We start from the raw sequence: 18,388 nt of genomic DNA on the forward strand, positions 1-18,388 counted from the left end.
TTTGCTTGCGAGGCGACCATACAGGTCGCTTCCGGGCAAGCACACGATTTGGTCAATCTTGGCCGAAGCAGGACTACTCCTGCAGAGGTCGGACTGAGCAGGGGAAGCCTGCGAAGAAAAATCCTGATTTCCTGATGCCAAGCCTTCAAGCGCTGCAAAGTCCTTTTCGAAGAGAAGGCAGGTGGGTGTTGTCAGGATTTCAGGGCCCTGCCATAGTTTTTTTGGCGAAGGAAGAATGTCCAGGCAGGCTGACGAGAGAAAAACAGGTCGCATCTGATCGATCTTCGAGAGATCAGAGCGTCCTCTCCCTGCCAGGTGTTCGAGTAGGTGGCCTAAGGGCCTTATTGGGAGAGGGAGTAAGCAGTGCCCGGACGGGGTCGCCCGAGACTCGAGAGGTTTTGGGATGACATCCGTCGTGGTTTGGAGGGGTTCTCTTTCAGAGGGCGCCTCCAAACCAGTGTGCTTTTGCCCGAATATGGGTAAAAGGCGCGTTTTGAGACATTAAAGATTGAGGAGATACCATGCCGGGAAAAAATGGTGTCAGAAGCCGCCCAAGAAGGAATTTTGGGAAGATTAAGAAAGTCATGGAGATTCCGAGCCTGATCGAGATGCAGAAGATCTCTTATGAGCGTTTTCTGCAGAAGGGTGTACCGCCCGAGGAGCGGCAGGATATCGGCCTTCAGGGGGCCTTTGAGAGTGTATTTCCCATTCATGATTTTGCCGGGACGGCGTCGCTCGAGTTCGTGAAATACAGCTTTGAGCCGGTGAAATACGACGAAGACGACTGCATGAACAAGGGAATGAATTTCGAGGCGCCGGTCAAGCTCACCGTAAGACTGGTGGTTTTCGACACGGATTCCACGGATGGAACGAAGAGCATCCGGGATATCAAGGAACAGGATATTTATTTCGGAACCCTGCCCATGATGACGGAGCGGGGGACCTTTATCGTGAACGGGACGGAGCGGGTTGTCGTCAGTCAGCTCCATCGGTCGCCGGGGGTTTTCTTCGATCACGACAAAGGCAAGACCCACTCGAGCGGGAAACTGCTCTATTCTGCGAGGATCATTCCACTGAGGGGGTCCTGGCTGGACTTCGAATTCGATCCGAAGGACCTTCTATATGTACGCATCGACAGGAGGAGGAAGTTTCCTGTCACAATCCTGCTGAAGGCGCTTGGGTACAGCTCGAGGGAAATCCTCGAGCAATTTTATGACAAGGAAACCATCGAAATCGGGAGGACGGTCTGCTGGCAGGAGGCGCGGATCGAAAATCTCTACCAGAAGAAGATCACGAAAGACATCGTCGATCCCGAAAGCGGTGAGGTGCTGGCCAAGAAAGGGGATAAATACACCAAGCGACTCCATCGAATTCTGGAAACTGCCGGTGTCGGGCGCATTCCGATCGATCTCGATGAGGTGATCGGGCGCGTTTTGGCCCAGGATGTGATGGACCAAGAAACCGGCGAGATCCTGATCGAAGGGAACCAGACCCTGACCCATGAGGTCGTGGAAACCCTGATCGAGAAGGGAGCCACCCGGATCGAATGTCTGGTGCTGGACGCACAGGGTGTCAGCACGACGATCCGGGATACGATGCTGCTCGACCGAATCGACAGTCCGGACGAGGCCGTTCTCGACATCTACCGGAAAATGCGACCGAGCAGCCCGCCGACCCAGGAAGTGGCGAACAACTTTCTGAACAACCTGTTCTTCAACATCAATACTTACGACCTGTCGAAAGTTGGCCGACTCAAGCTGAATCACCGGCTCGACCTCGATGTCCCGCTCGACCAGAGGACCTTGCGGCGGGAAGACATCCTGATGACGGTCAAGGAACTGATCCATCTGAAGACGGCGGAGGCCATGGTCGACGACATCGACAACCTCGGAAACCGGCGTGTCAGGGCGGTGGGTGAACTGCTGGAGAACCAGTACCGAATCGGGTTGGTCAGGATGGAAAGGGCTATCAAGGAAAAAATGAGTCTCCAGGAGGTGGAGACCCTTATGCCCCATGATCTCATCAATTCCAAACCTGTTTCTGCGATTGTCAAAGAGTTCTTTGGGACCAGTCAGCTTTCACAATTCATGGATCAGACCAATCCACTCTCCGAAGTGACCCACAAAAGGCGCTTGAGCGCCCTCGGGCCCGGTGGTCTCACTCGGGAAAGAGCGGGGTTCGAGGTCCGCGACGTCCACCCGACCCACTACGGGCGTATCTGCCCCATCGAGACGCCTGAAGGTCCGAATATCGGTTTGATCGTATCGTTGAGCACCTATGCCCGCGTCAATGATTTCGGGTTTATCGAGACCCCTTACCGATTTGTCGAAAGCGGCGTCGCCAAGGCTGAGCTGAAATACCTTTCTGCCCTGGACGAGGGGAAAGATCCGATTGCGCAGGCCAATGCTCCGCTTGATGAAGAAGGACGGTTCATCCGGGAGGAGGCGGCCGTCCGGATCGAAGGTGAGGCGGCGAAAGTTCCGGTGTCCGAGGTTAAATACATGGACGTGTCTCCGGACCAGTTGGTGAGCGTATCGGCCTCATTGATCCCCTTTCTCGAGCACGACGACGCCAACCGTGCCCTGATGGGATCCAATATGCAGCGCCAGGCGGTCCCGTTGCTTCGCGCGAAGGCGCCCCTGGTCGGCACGGGCCTCGAGCGCATAGTCGCCCGTGATTCGGGGATCTCCGTTATCGCGCGGCGGAACGGCGTCGTGGAGGACGTGGATGCTTCCCGGATCGTTATCCGGTCCGGCGGCGGTGAGGACGGAACTGAGCCGGAGGTGGATATCTACAAGCTGCTCAAATTCAAGAAATCGAATCAGAACAGTTGCTACAACCAGAAGCCGATCGTGGCGAAAGGAGATTCAGTTCAGAAGGGCCAGATCATCGCCGACGGCCCGGCCTCCGAGCTCGGTGAACTTGCGCTCGGGCAGAACGTGATGGTCGCGTTCATGTCATGGGGGGGGTATAACTTCGAGGATTCCATCCTGATCAGCGAACGGGTGGTAAAGGAGGATATTTACACCTCCATCCATGTCGAGGAATTCGAAGTCGTTTCGCGTGACACGAAACTCGGCAAGGAAGAAATCACCCGTGATATCCCCAATGTCGGGGAGGAGGCGCTGAAGAATCTGGACGAAAGCGGGATCGTCAAGGTCGGCGCCGAGGTGAAGGCCGGCGATATCCTGGTCGGCAAGATCACTCCGAAGGGTGAAACGCAGCTTTCACCCGAGGAGAAGCTCCTGAGGGCGATATTCGGGGATAAGGCCGGAGACGTCAAGGACACCTCCCTGCGGGTGCCGCCGGGTGTGGAAGGCATTGTCATCGATGCGAAGGTTTTTTCACGACGCGGCGTCGACAAGGATGAGCGCAGCCTTGCTATCGAGGCGGAGGAGGAGGCGCGACTGCGGAAGGATCAGGAGGATGAAATTGCCCTGATCGGACGAAGCACGCGTGACAAGCTCAAGGAATTGCTGGTGGGCAAACAGCTCAAGACGGATCTGCGTGACCGCAGCACGACCGATACGTTCGTGAGGGCCGGCAGGACCATCGACGAGGAGACGGTCGATACGGTCCCCGTCGAGCTCTGGGCTACAGCTGATCTGAAAATACCGATGGAGGTCATCGAGCGGATTGAAGGGGTAGTGGAAAGCTACAGTGAAAAGGTGGAGCGGACAACGAACGTATTCCAGGATAAAATCGACCGGCTGAGCCTGGGGGACGAACTCGCGCCCGGCGTGATCAAGATGGTCAAGGTCTACATCGCGGTGAAGCGCAAGCTCTCGGTAGGAGATAAAATGGCGGGCCGGCACGGCAATAAAGGGGTGCTTTCCCGTATCCTGCCTGTCGAGGATATGCCCTATTTTGCCGACGGAACGCCTGTAGATATCATCTTGAATCCTCTGGGGGTTCCTTCTCGAATGAATGCCGGGCAGGTGCTCGAAACGCACCTTGGCTGGGCTTCGAAGGAGCTTGGAAGGCAGGTGGGGGTGCTTCTCGACTCGCTGCACGACAAGAAAGAACTCAGGGCCAAATTGGAGCGGATATTCCCTGACGACAGTTTCCGCGAGCATTTTTCCGGCAGGGACGATGAAGAGGTTCTTGATAAGGCGCGTTTGCTGAGGGACGGCGTCCCCATGGCATCCCCCGTTTTCGACGGGGCGGAGGAGGACGAAATCAAGCGCTGCCTCGAAGAGGCCGGATTGCCCGTCACGGGTGAGGCGGTTCTCTATGATGGGCGCACAGGCGAGGCCTTCGATCAGCGGGTGACGGTCGGAATCATGTATATCCTGAAGCTGCACCACCTGGTGGATGACAAGCTGCATGCGCGCTCGATCGGTCCTTATTCTCTTGTGACGCAGCAGCCCCTGGGTGGAAAGGCGCAGTTCGGAGGTCAGCGCCTTGGAGAGATGGAGGTCTGGGCCATGGAGGCTTACGGGGCCGCCTATTCGCTGCAGGAGTTCCTGACGGTGAAGTCCGACGATGTCGCTGGCCGGACCCGGATGTACGAGCGGATCGTGAAGGGGAACAACGTACTCGAGGCTGGTATCCCCGAATCCTTCAAGGTCCTTATGAAAGAGCTGCAGAGTCTGGGGCTGGACATCCAGCTTTTCGAAGACAGCCAGGCCTGAAGGCCTGTAGTGTCGGTTGTTCGGACGGGTTCCTGAAGAAGATGCGGGATCTGTGGTCTGACAGGGGCCTAACGTGTTTGCGTATCGAAGGAGTTGAGCATTGGAAGAGTTATATAGCTTTTTCGCCAAGCCGAAGGATCCGTCCAGCTTCAACGCGGTGCGGATTTCCTTGGCCTCGCCTGAAAAGATAAAGGAATGGTCGCACGGAGAAGTCAAGAAGCCGGAGACCATCAACTACAGAACGTTCAAACCGGAAAGGGATGGGCTTTTCTGTTCGAAGATATTTGGACCGATCAAGGATTACGAGTGCAACTGCGGCAAATATAAGCGCATGAAGCACCGGGGTATCGTGTGCGAGAAGTGCGGCGTCGAGGTGATTCAGTCGAAGGTGCGCAGGGAGCGGATGGGGCATATCGAGCTGGCGGCGCCTGTAGCCCATATCTGGTTTTTGAAATGTCTGCCTTCCAAGGTCGGCAACCTGGTTGATCTGACCCTGAAAGACCTCGAGCGGGTGCTTTATTTCGAGAGTTACATCGTTATCGATCCGAAGGATACGCCCCTCATCAAGGGGACTCTTCTGAGCGACGAGCAGCTTCAGCAGGCGAGGGAGGACTTTGGTGACCGGTTCGTGGCTGGCATCGGCGCCGAAGCGATTCAGAACATGCTGAAAGAGTTGGACCTCGATGTCCTCTCGGAATCGCTGCGCGAAGAAATGATGGCGACAAAGTCGGATGCGAAACGGCGGAAGTTGGCCAAGAGGCTCAAGATCGTGGACGCCTTCCGGGAGTCGAAGAACCGTCCGGAATGGACCATATTGGATGTGGTGCCGGTTTTGCCTCCCGATCTGCGACCGCTCGTTCCGCTGGATGGCGGCCGATTTGCAACCTCGGATCTGAACGATCTCTACCGCCGGGTGATCAATCGGAACAACCGCCTCAAGCGGCTCCTGGAACTGAGCGCGCCTGACATCATCGTGCGCAACGAAAAGCGGATGCTTCAGGAGGCTGTCGATGTCCTTTTCGACAACGGGCGCCGGGGTAAGGTGGTGACAGGCGCGAACAAGCGGCCCTTCAAATCCTTGAGCGACATGCTGAAGGGAAAGCAAGGCCGTTTTCGACAGAACCTGCTCGGGAAACGCGTTGATTACTCGGGCCGTTCGGTGATCGTTGTCGGGCCCGATCTGCGCCTTCACCAGTGCGGTCTGCCGAAAAAGATGGCCCTGGAGCTTTTCAAGCCGTTCATCTACAACAAATTGGATGAAAAGGGCCTGGTAACCACCATTAAAAGCGCAAAGAAGATGGTGGAACGGGAAACGCCGGAAGTGTGGGACGCATTGGACGAAGTCGTTCGGGAATACTGCGTGCTGCTCAATCGCGCTCCGACGCTGCACCGCCTCGGGATACAGGCCTTCGAGCCGACTTTGATCGAGGGCAAGGCGATCCAGTTGCACCCGCTCGTCTGCACGGCATTCAACGCGGACTTCGACGGCGACCAGATGGCCGTCCACGTGCCTCTGTCGATCGAGGCGCAGATCGAGGCGCGGGTTCTCATGATGTCGACCAACAATATCCTTTCGCCCGCCCACGGTGATCCGATCATCGTTCCAAGCCAGGATATCGTTCTCGGAATCTATTACATGACCCGTGACCGGGCCTTTGCCAAAGGAAGCGGGAAGACCTTTTCGAGCCCTAAAGAGGTCAGGATCGCCTATGATGCCGGGGAGCTGGATCTCCATGCGAGCATCAAGGTGCGGATGGACGGGAGGCTCGAGGATACGACCACCGGGAGGATCATCCTTTCGGACATCCTGCCTCCGGAGCTGCCCTTCAGCCTGATCAACCGGGTGATGTCGAAGAAGGAGTTGCGTGGGCTGATCAATGAGGCCTACCGCCGGGTCGGGATCAAATCGACCGTTATCCTCGCCGACCGGCTGAAGGATATTGGGTACAAGTACGCGAGCCTCTCCGGTATTTCCATCTCGATGAACGATATGGTGGTTCCGCAGCGGAAGACCGAGATCATCCAGAAGGCCGAAGCTGAAGTGAAGAAAATCGAAGAACAGTACACGAGCGGATTGATCACCAATGGTGAGAAATACAACAAGGTGGTCGATATCTGGGCGCAGTCGACCGAAATGGTGGCCTCGGAGATGATGAGGGAAATGGCCACCGAGGAGGTGATCGGGCCGAGCGGTGAAAAGGTCAGAGATACGAGCTTCAACGCCATTTTCATGATGTCGGAGTCCGGTGCGCGGGGCAGCAAGGACCAGATGCGCCAGTTGGCCGGGATGCGGGGACTTATGGCGAAGCCCTCGGGCGAGATCATCGAGACGCCGATTACCTCCAACTTCCGCGAGGGCTTGACGGTGCTGCAGTACTTCATCTCGACCCACGGCGCCCGCAAGGGTCTGGCGGATACGGCATTGAAGACGGCGAATTCCGGGTATCTGACGAGGCGGCTGGTCGATGTCGCACAGGACGCGATCATCACGGAGGAAGACTGCGGTACCATGGACGGAATCTGGGTCGATGCGCTGGTGGAGGCCGGAGAGGTCCTTCAGCGCGTCGGCGATCGGGTTCTCGGACGCGTTGCCCTGCAGGATGTCTTCGATCCTATCACAGGGGAGCTTCTCGTGAAGGCTAACGACGAGATCGACGAGGCCAAGGTCGAGGCGATCGAGGCGGCCGGGCTCGAAAGGGTGAAGATCCGCTCTGCGCTGACGTGTGAATGCCGCCGCGGGATATGCCGCAAGTGCTATGGGCGCGATCTGGCGCATGGGCGGGCGGTCAATATCGGTGAGGCCGTTGGAATCATCGCTGCCCAGTCTATCGGTGAGCCCGGAACCCAGTTGACGATGCGGACTTTCCATATCGGCGGCACGGCGAGCAAGCGCGTGGAGCAGACCACGATCCAGCCCCGGAACGAGGGGCACGTCAAATTCGTCAAATTGAAGACGGTGGAAAACTCTGAAGGGAACCTCGTGGTGATGAACCGCGATGGGGAGATTGCGATCCTTGGCAAGGGCGGCCGCGAGGTGGAGCGCTATCCCATCATCTACGGTGCGACGCTGCGGGTTCGAGACGGCATGCCCATCAAGCCGGATCAGGTGCTGGCCGAATGGGACCCTTTTACCATCCCGATCATGACCGAGGTCGGCGGCGTGGTCAAATTCGGGGATATCATCGAGGGGAAGACCATGCAGGAGAAGCGGGACAAGGTGACCGGGAAGATCAGTCGCGTCATCGTGGAATCCCGTGAAGTGGACATCCGTCCCCGCATATCCATCAAGGATGCCAGCGGAAAAACCGCCAATCTGCCTAGCAGCACCAAGGCGCAGGCCCGATATCATCTACCGGTCGGTGCAATTATTATGGTAAACGAGCTGAACGAGGTCGGGGCCGGAGGGGTCTTGGCCAAGATCCCGAGGGAGACGACGAAAACGAAGGATATCACCGGCGGTCTGCCTCGCGTGGCTGAACTCTTCGAAGTCCGGAAACCCAAGGAAACCGCGATCATCAGCGAGATCGACGGGGTCGTCTCCTTCGGGAAGTACACCAAGGGCAAGCGGAAAATGACGATTACGCCGGACATAGGCGAAGCCGTGGATTATTTTATCGGGCGCGGCAAGCACGTGAGTGTGCTCGAGGGAGACTATGTCAGGGCGGGCGAACCGCTGATGGACGGGTCGGTCAACCCTCATGACATTCTGAGGATCCGTGGCGTCAAGGAGCTTGCCAAATATCTCGTGGACGAAGTCCAGGAGGTCTACCGCCTGCAAGGCGTCAAGATCAACGACAAGCATATCGAGGTGATCGTACGCCAGATGCTCCGGCAGGTCAGCGTCACCGATGTCGGCGATTCGCAGTTCCTGCTGGGCGAGCACATCGAGAAGTGGCGGTTCGAGGAGGAAAACAAGACCATCATCGCCCGCGGAGGCGCGCCGGCAAGCGCTGAGCCTCTGCTGCTCGGGATTACCAAGGCCTCGTTGAGCACGGAAAGTTTTATATCGGCGGCCTCTTTTCAGGAGACGACGAAAGTCCTTTCCGATGCGAGCGTTGCCGGAAAGGTGGACTACCTCAAGGGGCTCAAAGAGAACGTCATCATGGGGCGCCTGATACCTGCGGGCACGGGCGTACACGCCTACCGGGATATCGATCTATCCGTCGAATGATGATTTTTTACGGCTCGGATTAAAACCGCTTGACAAAGTTAAATTTTAATAATATGTATAGTCTTTTAATTACTCAGGGACCCCATCATCGGCGGGGTCCCTTAGTCTACGATAGACAGCGCGTTGAGGAGATGCTATGCCGACGATAAACCAGCTCGTCCGAAAAGGCCGTCGACCGCCCAAGAAGAAGACCAAGACACCTGCTCTGCAGGGCGCACCTCAGAAAAGAGGGGTTTGTGTGCGGGTCTACACCTCAACCCCCAAGAAGCCGAATTCAGCTCTAAGGAAGGTTGCCAGGGTTCGGTTGACCAATGGGATCGAGGTCACCTCCTACATCCCCGGGATGGGGCACAATCTCCAGGAGCACTCGGTCGTTCTGATCCGTGGGGGACGTGTCAAGGATCTTCCTGGTGTGCGGTACCACATCATCCGTGGCACCATGGACACGACGGGTGTGGGTGACAGGAGACAGGGCCGGTCCAAGTACGGCGCCAAGAGGCCGAAGGGTCTTTAGGTCATGGCTGAGGCATCAGCGGAACCAACCAATACAGGAATTGCGGAGTTTCCATCATGTCGAGGAAGAGAGTAGCCGCCAAGCGGGAGATTACACCGGATCCGCGCTTTAAGAACGTCCTTGCGGCGAAGTTCATCAACAATTTGATGAAACAAGGGAAAAAGAGCACTGCCCGCACCATCCTCTACGATGCATTTGACATCATTGAATCCAAGTCCAAAGAGGACCCGTTGGGCGTTTTTCAGAAAGCGGTCGAGAACGTGAAGCCCATCGTGGAGGTCAAATCGCGCCGTGTCGGGGGATCGACATACCAGGTTCCGACAGAGGTGCGGCCAGCGAGAAGACAGGCGCTCAGCATTCGATGGCTGATCTCTTTTGCGGAGGGTAGGGGCGAAAAGACCATGGCGGCCAAACTCGCCGGCGAGTTGCTGGATGCTGCAAATCAGCGCGGATCAGCCGTAAAGAAGCGGGAAGATACCCATAAGATGGCTGAAGCCAATAAGGCCTTTGCCCATTATCGCTGGTAATTGCCCAAGGGGAGCCCCCGAAGGAAACTGATCACGTGTCCCGGGAAGCGATGCCGCAGTCAGAGGGACTATCAAGGAGGATAGGAGATGTCGAAGAAGAAGTTTGAAAGGACGAAGCCGCATGTAAACGTGGGGACGATTGGGCATATCGACCATGGGAAGACGACGTTGACAGCAGCGATTACGAAGCACCTTGCCAAGAAGGGCTGGGCGGACTTTGTTCCTTTTGACGCGATCGACAAGGCGCCGGAGGAGAAGGCGCGGGGGATCACGATTGCGACGGCGCATGTGGAATACGAGACGCAGAACCGGCATTATGCGCATGTGGACTGCCCCGGGCACGCGGACTACATCAAGAACATGATCACGGGCGCGGCGCAGATGGACGGTGCGATCCTGGTGGTTGGGGCGGACGACGGGCCGATGCCTCAGACGCGGGAGCACATACTGTTGGCCCGGCAGGTGGGTGTTCCGAGCATCGTGGTGTTTTTGAACAAATGTGACATGGTGGACGACGAGGAGCTGATCGAGCTGGTGGAGCTGGAGCTGCGCGAGCTTCTGTCGAAGTACGAATTTCCGGGGGATGACATACCGATCATCCGAGGGAGTGCGCTGAAGGCCTTGGAGAGCGATGATCCGGATTCAGCTGAGGCGAAGCCGATCTTCGAGTTGATGGACGCGATCGACAGCTACATACCTGCGCCGGTGCGCGACACGGACAAGCCGTTTCTGATGCCGATCGAGGACGTTTTCAGCATATCGGGGCGCGGTACGGTGGTGACGGGCCGTGTGGAGCGCGGTGTGGTCAAGGTTGGCGAAGAGGTGGAGATAGTGGGGATCCGGGACACGCTGAAGACGGTGTGTACGGGTGTGGAGATGTTCCGCAAGATTCTGGATCAGGGTCAGGCGGGGGACAACATTGGGGTGCTGCTGCGCGGCACGAAGCGCGACGATGTGGAGCGCGGGCAGGTTGTGGCGAAGCCGGGGAGCATCACGCCGCACACGAAGTTCAAGGCGGAGGCCTACGTTCTGACGAAAGAGGAAGGCGGGAGGCACACGCCGTTTTTCAACGGGTATCGGCCGCAGTTTTATTTCCGGACGACGGACGTGACGGGGGTGGTGACGCTCCCTGAAGGGATCGAGATGGTGATGCCCGGCGACAACGTATCGATGGAAGTGAAGCTGATCACGCCGATCGCGATGGAGAAGGAACTGCGTTTCGCCATCCGGGAAGGCGGCAGGACGGTCGGCGCCGGCGTTATCAGTGAAATTATCGAATAAGGGATAAGCGAATGCTAGCCAACCAGAAAATCCGGATACGCTTAAAGGCTTACGATCACAAGCTGCTTGATCAGTCGGCGATGGAGATCCTGGAGACAGCCAGGGAAACCGGTGCGCGGGTTGCGGGGCCGATTCCGTTGCCGACTATCATCAATAAATACTGTGTATTGAGATCTCCACATGTCAACAAGAAATCGCGGGAACAGTTCGAAATAAGAACGCATAAGCGGCTTCTGGATATTCTCGAACCGACCCAGCAGACGGTGGACGCGTTGATGAAGCTTGATCTGGCTGCGGGTGTTGATGTGGAGATTAAACTGTAGAGTCGTAAAAGATGGTAAGACGGCCGCTTGCTGCCGTGCTGTGGATTGGAGCTGATTCAGATGCTTAACAGGCTGCTTGGAAAAAAGATTGGCATGACGCGTGTTTTTGTCGAGGAAGGCAAGAGCATTCCGGTGACGGTGCTGCAGGTGGGTCCTTGCGTTGTCGTGCAAAAAAAGACTCCGGAGAAGGACGGGTACGCCGCTGTCCAGGTGGGCTATGAATCGAAAAGAGAGAAGCGGCTTAACAAACCCTTGCAGGGACACTTCAAGGCGGCAGGCACGGCGGGATTCGCTCACCTGCGCGAGGTGAGGGTCGATGACCCACAGATGTTCGAACTTGGGCAAGAGATCACGGTAGATGTGTTCTTCCCCGGGGAGACCGTCAACATCGTCGGTACCAGCAAGGGCCGCGGCTTCGCCGGCGTCATCAAGCGCTGGGGGTTCGGCGGTGGACGTAAAACGCACGGGAGCCGGTCGCACCGCGTTCCGGGATCGATTGGTTGCAATACTACCCCAGGGCGGGTGATCAAGGGAAAAAAGTTGCCAGGCAGAATGGGGACACAGCGCCTGACGGTCAAAAACATACGCGTGGTGGATGTCCGTCCTGAGACGAACCTGATCATGCTGAAAGGGGCTGTCCCCGGAAGCCGGAACAGTATCGTCGAGATCTGCAAGGTCTGAACCGGGTAGGGTGAGAGAGCAGAGGCCGAGAATGAGTCTTATAGACGTATATAATCTTCAGAGAGAAAAGGTATCTGAGACGGAGCTGAAGGATGAAATCTTCGGCGTGCCGGTCAAAGATCATATCCTGCACGAGGTCGTGGTTGCCCAGTTGAACCGGCGGCGCGCAGGAACGGCGGCGGCGAAAAGCCGGTCGCTCGTGAATGCATCGACACGCAAGCTTTTCAGGCAGAAGGGGACCGGACGGGCCAGAGCGGGATCGGCCTCCTCACCGACTCGTAAGGGGGGTGGTGTTGCCTTTGGTCCGCAGCCCAGGGCCTATATTCGGAAGGTTGCGAAGAAGGTCCGGAAGGCGGCGCTGCGTATGGCCCTCAGCGATAAGCTGTCGGGCAGTCAGTTGTTTGTGGTCGAGGATTTCAATCTGCCCGAGATCAAGACGAAGTCGTTCGTAGGGGTCATGCGCCGCTTTGACGTTGCGAAGGTTTTGATCGTGACGGCCGGTAAGAACGAAAATCTCGAGAAGTCCTCGAGAAACGTTCCTTGGGTGAAGGTCCTGCGGTCGGAGGGATTGAACGTTTATGATCTCTTGAAGTTTGAGCATCTGTTTCTTGAAAAGCCTGCCATCGACAGGATAGAGGAGGCACTGATATCGTAGTGGATACCTATCAGGTCATAGATGCCCCGCATATCACCGAGAAGTCCGGACTGCAAAAGAGTCAGGCTAATCGGATTTCCTTCAAGGTGCATAAGCACGCAAACAAGATTGAAATCCGAAAGGCGGTTGAGACCCTTTTCAAGGTCAAGGTTTTGGACGTACGGACCGTGAATGTACAGGGTAAGAAGCGCCGTGTCGGTCGACATTTCGGGAAACGCGCCGACTGGAAAAAGGCGATCGTCAAACTCGCGCCCGGCGAGAATATCGAGTTCTTCGAAGGACTTTAATTTAGAAAGATTCCGAAGAGGGCGCTGCGGAGAAAAGCATGGCTATAAGAAAACACAAGCCGACCTCCCCTGGAAGGCGATATCAGACGACATCGACATTCGATGAAATTACCAAGAAGGATCCTGAGAAAAGCCTCGTTAGGCCGCTCAGAAGTACCGGCGGACGCAATGCACTCGGAAGGTTGACCGCCCGGCACAAGGGGGGCGGGCATAAGCGCCGCTACCGTGTGATTGATTTCCGCAGGGACAAAGACTCGATCCCGGCCAAGGTGGCTGCCATAGAATATGACCCTAACCGGGGCGCGCGGATTGCTCTGCTGCATTATGCCGACGGGGAGAAGCGTTATATCCTTGCACCGAACAAGATCCAAATCGGTGACCAGGTCGTGTCCGGGAGCGACGCGGAGATCCGGACGGGGAATTGCCTCCCGCTACGCCTGATCCCGCTCGGCACGCATGTGCATAACATCGAGCTGAATCTTGGGCACGGGGGTCAGATGGTTCGAAGCGCGGGTGCCTATGCACAACTGATGGCGAAAGAGGGCAAGTATGCGCAGATCAAGCTGCCCTCCGGGGAAGTCAGGGCGGTGTTGCAGGAGTGCCGTGCGACGATCGGGCAGGTCGGCAATCTTGAACACGAGATCCTTTCTGCTGGGAAGGCTGGACGGAACCGCTGGCTTGGGAAGCGTCCCCACGTGAGGGGCGTTGCCATGAACCCGGTTGACCATCCTCATGGCGGCGGCGAGGGGAAATCCTCTGGGGGACGCCATCCCGTGACACCGTGGGGCGTCCCGACGAAGGGGTACAAGACTCGTGTGCGAAAGCCGAGTGACAAGCTCATCGTGAAGCGAAGAAGCAAAAAGTGATTTGAAGCAGGTAGGAGCAGCCCGCGCCGTCTGTGGCGGGGGTGTGTGGAACTGCGGCTACCGAGTGTGAGGAGGAAGAACTTTGCCGAGATCCCTGAAAAAAGGCCCGTTTGTGGACGACCATCTGTTGAAGAAAGCGCAGGTGGCTGCAGACACGCAGAGCAGGAAGATCATCAAGACATGGTCGCGGAGATCTACTATTTTACCGGAATTTGTCGGCATCACTTTCGCTGTGCATAACGGCAAGAAGTTTTTGCCTGTTTTCGTCTCGGAAGACATGGTGGGTCACAAGCTAGGCGAATTTGCACCGACGCGCACCTTTTATGGTCATGCCGGAGACAAGAAATCCAAACTCAAAGGCAAGAAGAAATAGCCTGCGGGTGATATGAGCTGAAGGCAAAGAGATGGAAACGATAGCAAAGGCGAGGTTTGTTCATATCTCCCCACAGAAGATCCGGTTGGTGATGGATGAGGTGAGGGGGATAAAGGTCGATGAAGCAGTGCAGAGGCTGGGGTACGCGCCCCAGAAAGGCGCGCGGATGCTTCGAAAGCTGGTTCAATCGGCGATTGCCAACGCGGAGCAGAACGCTGGGGCGGATGTCGACAAGCTTTATATCAAGCGCATTTATGCCGACGAGGGACCGTTGATGAAACGATGGCGGCCCAGGGCGCTTGGACGTGCGACGCGCATCAGGAAGCGGACAAGCCATTTGACGGTTGTTTTGGACGAGGCTTAGGAATTCGGCGCGCCGCGTGTGAGCCCCGGGCTGGAAAAAGACGCTCCCGATGGGCTGCGGGAGGTGCGGGGTGTTTGGGAAATAATACGCTGTCACGCTGTTTTGGACAGGATTGTATGACCGTGCTGGAGGTGTCAATTGGGACAGAAAGTTCATCCCATCGGTTTCAGGTTGGGGATCAACAAGAATTGGGATTCACGATGGTTTGCGGGGAAGGAATACAGCGAGTTCATACTTGAGGATTTCAAAATCCGCAAATTCCTGAAGGAAAAGCTCCAGCAGGCAGGCGTCGCTAAAATCGAGATCGAGCGGGCAGCGAGCAAGATCAGGATCAGGATTCACACGGCAAGGCCCGGCATTGTCATCGGCAAGAAGGGCGCAGAGATTGAAAAGCTCAAAAAGGAACTCGAAAAACAGGTCAAGCGGGATATCATCGTCGACATTCAGGAGGTCCGGAAGCCTGAGGTGGAGGCCCAACTCGTGGCGGAGAACGTCGCCATGCAGCTTGTAAGGCGGATCGCTTTCCGCCGGGCGATGAAGAAGGCCGTCAGTTCATCACTCCGCTTCGGCGCCCAGGGTATCAAGATCGCCTGCGCCGGGCGTTTGGGGGGGGCTGAGATGGCCCGCCGGGAGTGGTATCGTGAGGGCAGGGTTCCGTTGCATACCATCCGCGCCGACATTGATTACGGTTTTGCCAAGGCCTTTACCACCTATGGCGTGATTGGAGTCAAGGTAACCATCTTCAAGGGTGAGATACTCCCTGAAAAGAGCAAGAAGGAATAGATGTTATGCTTAGCCCTAAAAAGGTCAAATATCGGAAGAAACAGAAAGGCCGCACGAAGGGAAAGGCCATGCGTGGCAACACCCTTGAATTCGGGGATTATGGGCTGCAGGCGGTCGAATGCGGCCATATGAGCGCGCAGCAGATCGAGGCCGCCCGTGTCGCTGTAACGCGTCATGTAAAGCGTGGCGGCAAGATCTGGATTCGCATCTTCCCGGATAAGCCCATCAGCAAAAAACCAGCTGAGACTCGGATGGGCAAGGGGAAGGGGGCGCCCGAGGCATGGGTTGCAGTCGTGAAACCCGGTAGGATCCTTTATGAGCTCGAGGGCGTAGCCGAGAATATCGCGGGAGAGGCGTTCCGTCTTGCCGGGTTTAAGCTTCCCTTTGCAACCCGCTTTGTCAGCAGGAGATCATGAGGCGATGAAGGCGAAAGATTTGAGGGATCTGAGTGCGGAGGAACTCCGGCAGAAGGAGAAAGACCTGAGCCAGGAGATATTCAACCTAAGGTTCCAGAAGGCAACAGGGCAGCTCGGAAATACGGCGATGATCTGTAAGACGAAGCGCGATCTTGCAAGGGTCAAGACGATTCTCCTGGAAAATGCAACCCGGAATATGACTGAGTAGGGCGAGGAAGCGATGGCAGAGCGTGGATTACGCAGAAAATTGGTCGGAACCGTTGTGAGCAACAAGATGGATAAGACGGCCGGTGTGCTTGTCGAGCGTTTGACGCAGGATGGGAACTATGGAAAATATATCCGCAGGCACGCGAAATATTTGGCTCATGACCCGAAAAACTTGTGCCAGATCGGAGACAAGGTTCGGATCATCGAGAGTCGCCCGCTTAGCAAGCGCAAGAGATGGCAGGTGATCGAGATTCTGGAGAAGGCAGTGACGCTTTAGCTGTTCACAGGCCTGTGGTTGGAGACGACAAATGATACAGATGGAAAGTCAGCTTAAGGTTGCGGATAACTCCGGCGCGAAGCTTCTTTCGTGCATCAAGGTGCTTGGTGGTGCAAAAAGACGTTATGCCGGCGTCGGGGATATTATCGTCGTTTCGATCAAGGAGGCGATGCCGAACTCCAAGGTAAAAAAGGGTGATGTGGCCAAGGCTGTCATTGTCAGGACCAAAAAGGAGATCCGTCGCCCCGATGGATCGTACATCAAGTTTGATGACAATTCGGCGGTTCTCATCAATACGCAGAAAGAGCCGATCGGTACCAGAATTTTCGGTCCCGTTGCGAGGGAACTGCGGGCGAAGAATTTTATGAAAATCGTGTCGCTGGCACCCGAGGTGCTGTAGATGTCCCGAGGGGCGTTGCGGAGAAGGAGCCTTTAAAGTGCTAAAGAAACATCCTGCAATTAAAAAAAATGACAAGGTTATCGTCATTGCTGGCAAAGAGAAGGGGAAGATCGGCACCGTGCTCAAGGTCGACGCGGAGAAAGAGCGTCTGATCGTTGAAAAGGTGAATGTAGTGAAACGGCATGCCAAGCCGAATCCGCGCACGGGACAGGGTGGGATTATCGAGAAGGAGGCTTCTTTACACATCTCGAACGTCATGATTGTCTGCAACAAGTGTGCTGAGCCGACCAGGATCGGCAAGCGTGTCCTTGAGGACGGAACGAAGATCCGAACCTGCAGGAAGTGCGGGGAAGCGGTAGATGCCTGATACGGTGGGGCCGCTGATAATTCAGATTCGTGATGGATCGGTTTCGAGGAGGACAACGTGTCTCGATTGAAAGAAAAGTATGATACTGAGGTTGTGCCCGCTCTGATGAAGGAGTTCGGATATACGTCGATCATGGCAGTTCCGAGGATAGACAAGGTCGTGTTGAATATGGGACTCGGTGAGGCCATTCAGAACATCAAGGTGCTTGACTACGGTGTTGATGAGCTTACCCGCATTGCTGGGCAGAAGGCAGTCATCACGAAGGCGAAGAAGTCTATTGCAGGTTTCAAACTGCGACAGGGGATGCCCATCGGTTGTATGGTTACACTCCGGCACGGGCGGATGTTCGACTTCCTGGATAAACTGTTCAATGTCGCCATGCCGCGTGTGCGCGACTTCCGCGGGATCTCAGATAAGATCTTTGACGGAATTGGCAATTGCACCATCGGGATCAAGGAGCATATCATTTTCCCGGAAATCGAGTACGACAAGATCGACAAGGTTAAGGGCGTCAATATCTCGATCGTGTCCAGTGCCATGACCGATGGAGAGGCCCTGTTCATGTTGAAGCAACTTGGTATGCCATTTCGCAATTGATAGGGGGTTATTTTGGCTCGGACATCGCTTATCGTGAAGGCACAGAGGAATGCAAAATTTTCTACACGTAACTACAATCGCTGTCCGATGTGCGGGCGCAGCAGAGCGTTTCTGAGGAAATTCGGGATCTGCCGAATCTGTTTCAGAAATCTGGCCTTGAGCGGTGAGATACCCGGCGTGGTCAAATCCAGCTGGTAGATAAAAGACGACCCTTAATGACAATGGTTTGAAGGAGTGTTTGGGATGACAATGACGGACCCCATCGCGGACATGCTCACACGCATCAGAAATGCCTTGCGCGCGTCTCATGAAGTCCTGGATGTACCCGCCTCAAGAGTGAAGCTCAGTATGGTGAAGGTGTTGAAGTCCGAGGGGTATATCAAGAATTTCAAGATCGTTTCCGACGGGCGGCACAGACAGATACGGATCTTTCTGCGTTACGACAAGGATGGCTCTGCTGTCATAGACGGGATCAAGAGGGTCAGTAAGCCGAGTTGCCGTGTTTATCGAAAGCACGACCAGATGCCGCCAGTGTTGAACGGACTCGGCATCAACATCGTTTCGACATCCAAGGGGATGATGACGGACCGTGAGGCCATGAGACAGGGCGTGGGCGGTGAGATCTTGTGCTCTGTCTGGTAGTCGTGGCTTGATTGGAAATTGCG

General features: G+C 56.1%; 21 protein-coding genes. All 21 read left to right on the top strand.

Annotated features, from left to right (window positions below; all coding sequences use genetic code 11):
• Nucleotides 1-521: 521 nt before the first annotated feature.
• The 21 genes from rpoB (at nt 522) to rpsH (ending at nt 18,365) form a co-directional block, all read left to right on the top strand.
• Nucleotides 522-4,634 carry a DNA-directed RNA polymerase subunit beta gene (gene rpoB / locus ACZ500_RS23400; RefSeq protein ID WP_464229829.1) on the top strand — a complete coding sequence of 1,371 codons (4,113 nt, stop codon included), beginning with the start codon at nt 522-524 and terminating at the stop codon, nt 4,632-4,634.
• A gap of 100 nt (nt 4,635-4,734) precedes the next feature.
• Nucleotides 4,735-8,805, top strand: coding sequence for a DNA-directed RNA polymerase subunit beta' (gene rpoC / locus ACZ500_RS23405; protein ID WP_464229831.1), 4,071 nt, complete (start codon nt 4,735-4,737; stop codon nt 8,803-8,805).
• A gap of 136 nt (nt 8,806-8,941) precedes the next feature.
• Nucleotides 8,942-9,319 carry a 30S ribosomal protein S12 gene (gene rpsL, locus ACZ500_RS23410; protein ID WP_028322752.1) on the top strand — a complete coding sequence of 126 codons (378 nt, stop codon included), beginning with the start codon at nt 8,942-8,944 and terminating at the stop codon, nt 9,317-9,319.
• Between the two features lie 56 nt (nt 9,320-9,375).
• The gene (rpsG, locus tag ACZ500_RS23415) at nt 9,376-9,846 is read left to right on the top strand and encodes a 30S ribosomal protein S7 (RefSeq protein ID WP_464229833.1); all 471 of its coding nucleotides are present in this window, start codon (nt 9,376-9,378) and stop codon (nt 9,844-9,846) included.
• Nucleotides 9,847-9,933: 87 nt separating this feature from the next.
• On the top strand, nt 9,934-11,127 hold the full coding sequence (tuf, locus tag ACZ500_RS23420) for an elongation factor Tu (protein WP_464229820.1): 1,194 nt from the start codon (nt 9,934-9,936) through the stop codon (nt 11,125-11,127).
• An 11-nt stretch (nt 11,128-11,138) separates the two neighbouring features.
• Nucleotides 11,139-11,450, top strand: a complete 312-nt coding sequence (gene rpsJ, locus ACZ500_RS23425; RefSeq protein ID WP_464229834.1) for a 30S ribosomal protein S10 — start codon at nt 11,139-11,141, stop codon at nt 11,448-11,450.
• Between the two features lie 60 nt (nt 11,451-11,510).
• Nucleotides 11,511-12,131, top strand: coding sequence for a 50S ribosomal protein L3 (gene rplC, locus ACZ500_RS23430; protein WP_464229835.1), 621 nt, complete (start codon nt 11,511-11,513; stop codon nt 12,129-12,131).
• A gap of 31 nt (nt 12,132-12,162) precedes the next feature.
• The gene (rplD, locus tag ACZ500_RS23435; protein WP_464229836.1) at nt 12,163-12,786 is read left to right on the top strand and encodes a 50S ribosomal protein L4; all 624 of its coding nucleotides are present in this window, start codon (nt 12,163-12,165) and stop codon (nt 12,784-12,786) included.
• Complete coding sequence (locus ACZ500_RS23440; protein ID WP_464229837.1) at nt 12,786-13,073, top strand: 50S ribosomal protein L23; 288 nt, start codon at nt 12,786-12,788, stop codon at nt 13,071-13,073. Before rplD ends, ACZ500_RS23440 begins: the two co-directional genes overlap by 1 nt.
• 38 nt (nt 13,074-13,111) lie before the next feature.
• On the top strand, nt 13,112-13,939 hold the full coding sequence (rplB, locus tag ACZ500_RS23445) for a 50S ribosomal protein L2 (RefSeq protein ID WP_464229838.1): 828 nt from the start codon (nt 13,112-13,114) through the stop codon (nt 13,937-13,939).
• A gap of 82 nt (nt 13,940-14,021) precedes the next feature.
• A complete protein-coding gene (gene rpsS, locus ACZ500_RS23450) occupies nt 14,022-14,312 on the top strand; it encodes a 30S ribosomal protein S19 (protein ID WP_464229839.1) in 291 nt (96 codons plus the stop codon).
• 31 nt (nt 14,313-14,343) lie between these two features.
• On the top strand, nt 14,344-14,676 hold the full coding sequence (gene rplV, locus ACZ500_RS23455; RefSeq protein ID WP_464229840.1) for a 50S ribosomal protein L22: 333 nt from the start codon (nt 14,344-14,346) through the stop codon (nt 14,674-14,676).
• 138 nt (nt 14,677-14,814) lie between these two features.
• The gene (gene rpsC / locus ACZ500_RS23460) at nt 14,815-15,459 is read left to right on the top strand and encodes a 30S ribosomal protein S3 (RefSeq protein WP_464229841.1); all 645 of its coding nucleotides are present in this window, start codon (nt 14,815-14,817) and stop codon (nt 15,457-15,459) included.
• Nucleotides 15,460-15,464: 5 nt separating this feature from the next.
• On the top strand, nt 15,465-15,875 hold the full coding sequence (gene rplP, locus ACZ500_RS23465; RefSeq protein ID WP_464229842.1) for a 50S ribosomal protein L16: 411 nt from the start codon (nt 15,465-15,467) through the stop codon (nt 15,873-15,875).
• 4 nt (nt 15,876-15,879) lie between these two features.
• The gene (gene rpmC, locus ACZ500_RS23470; RefSeq protein WP_464229843.1) at nt 15,880-16,083 is read left to right on the top strand and encodes a 50S ribosomal protein L29; all 204 of its coding nucleotides are present in this window, start codon (nt 15,880-15,882) and stop codon (nt 16,081-16,083) included.
• A gap of 12 nt (nt 16,084-16,095) precedes the next feature.
• Nucleotides 16,096-16,359, top strand: coding sequence for a 30S ribosomal protein S17 (gene rpsQ, locus ACZ500_RS23475; protein ID WP_464229845.1), 264 nt, complete (start codon nt 16,096-16,098; stop codon nt 16,357-16,359).
• A gap of 31 nt (nt 16,360-16,390) precedes the next feature.
• Nucleotides 16,391-16,759: a 50S ribosomal protein L14 gene (gene rplN / locus ACZ500_RS23480; protein ID WP_028322667.1), complete on the top strand. Its 369-nt coding sequence runs from the start codon at nt 16,391-16,393 to the stop codon at nt 16,757-16,759.
• Between the two features lie 37 nt (nt 16,760-16,796).
• A complete protein-coding gene (gene rplX, locus ACZ500_RS23485) occupies nt 16,797-17,126 on the top strand; it encodes a 50S ribosomal protein L24 (protein ID WP_464229846.1) in 330 nt (109 codons plus the stop codon).
• Nucleotides 17,127-17,183: 57 nt separating this feature from the next.
• Complete coding sequence (gene rplE / locus ACZ500_RS23490; protein WP_464229847.1) at nt 17,184-17,723, top strand: 50S ribosomal protein L5; 540 nt, start codon at nt 17,184-17,186, stop codon at nt 17,721-17,723.
• A gap of 12 nt (nt 17,724-17,735) precedes the next feature.
• The gene (locus ACZ500_RS23495) at nt 17,736-17,921 is read left to right on the top strand and encodes a type Z 30S ribosomal protein S14 (RefSeq protein ID WP_464229848.1); all 186 of its coding nucleotides are present in this window, start codon (nt 17,736-17,738) and stop codon (nt 17,919-17,921) included.
• Between the two features lie 45 nt (nt 17,922-17,966).
• Complete coding sequence (gene rpsH / locus ACZ500_RS23500; RefSeq protein WP_464229849.1) at nt 17,967-18,365, top strand: 30S ribosomal protein S8; 399 nt, start codon at nt 17,967-17,969, stop codon at nt 18,363-18,365.
• The last annotated feature ends 23 nt before the right edge of the window (nt 18,366-18,388 follow it).

This window comes from Desulfatiglans parachlorophenolica (assembly GCF_055394735.1).

What these genes read in the sequence shown, in the direction of transcription:
- rpsJ (WP_464229834.1), top strand. Translation starts at nt 11,139, where the DNA reads ATGCTAGCCAACCAGAAAATCCGGATACGCTTAAAGGCTTACGATCAC.
- rpsG (WP_464229833.1), top strand. Translation starts at nt 9,376, where the DNA reads ATGTCGAGGAAGAGAGTAGCCGCCAAGCGGGAGATTACACCGGATCCG.
- rplV (WP_464229840.1), top strand. Translation starts at nt 14,344, where the DNA reads ATGGAAACGATAGCAAAGGCGAGGTTTGTTCATATCTCCCCACAGAAG.
- rpsL (WP_028322752.1), top strand. Translation starts at nt 8,942, where the DNA reads ATGCCGACGATAAACCAGCTCGTCCGAAAAGGCCGTCGACCGCCCAAG.
- rpmC (WP_464229843.1), top strand. Translation starts at nt 15,880, where the DNA reads ATGAAGGCGAAAGATTTGAGGGATCTGAGTGCGGAGGAACTCCGGCAG.
- rplB (WP_464229838.1), top strand. Translation starts at nt 13,112, where the DNA reads ATGGCTATAAGAAAACACAAGCCGACCTCCCCTGGAAGGCGATATCAG.
- rpsQ (WP_464229845.1), top strand. Translation starts at nt 16,096, where the DNA reads ATGGCAGAGCGTGGATTACGCAGAAAATTGGTCGGAACCGTTGTGAGC.
- rplN (WP_028322667.1), top strand. Translation starts at nt 16,391, where the DNA reads ATGATACAGATGGAAAGTCAGCTTAAGGTTGCGGATAACTCCGGCGCG.
- rplP (WP_464229842.1), top strand. Translation starts at nt 15,465, where the DNA reads ATGCTTAGCCCTAAAAAGGTCAAATATCGGAAGAAACAGAAAGGCCGC.
- rplD (WP_464229836.1), top strand. Translation starts at nt 12,163, where the DNA reads ATGAGTCTTATAGACGTATATAATCTTCAGAGAGAAAAGGTATCTGAG.
- tuf (WP_464229820.1), top strand. Translation starts at nt 9,934, where the DNA reads ATGTCGAAGAAGAAGTTTGAAAGGACGAAGCCGCATGTAAACGTGGGG.
- rplC (WP_464229835.1), top strand. Translation starts at nt 11,511, where the DNA reads ATGCTTAACAGGCTGCTTGGAAAAAAGATTGGCATGACGCGTGTTTTT.
- rpsH (WP_464229849.1), top strand. Translation starts at nt 17,967, where the DNA reads ATGACAATGACGGACCCCATCGCGGACATGCTCACACGCATCAGAAAT.
- rpoB (WP_464229829.1), top strand. Translation starts at nt 522, where the DNA reads ATGCCGGGAAAAAATGGTGTCAGAAGCCGCCCAAGAAGGAATTTTGGG.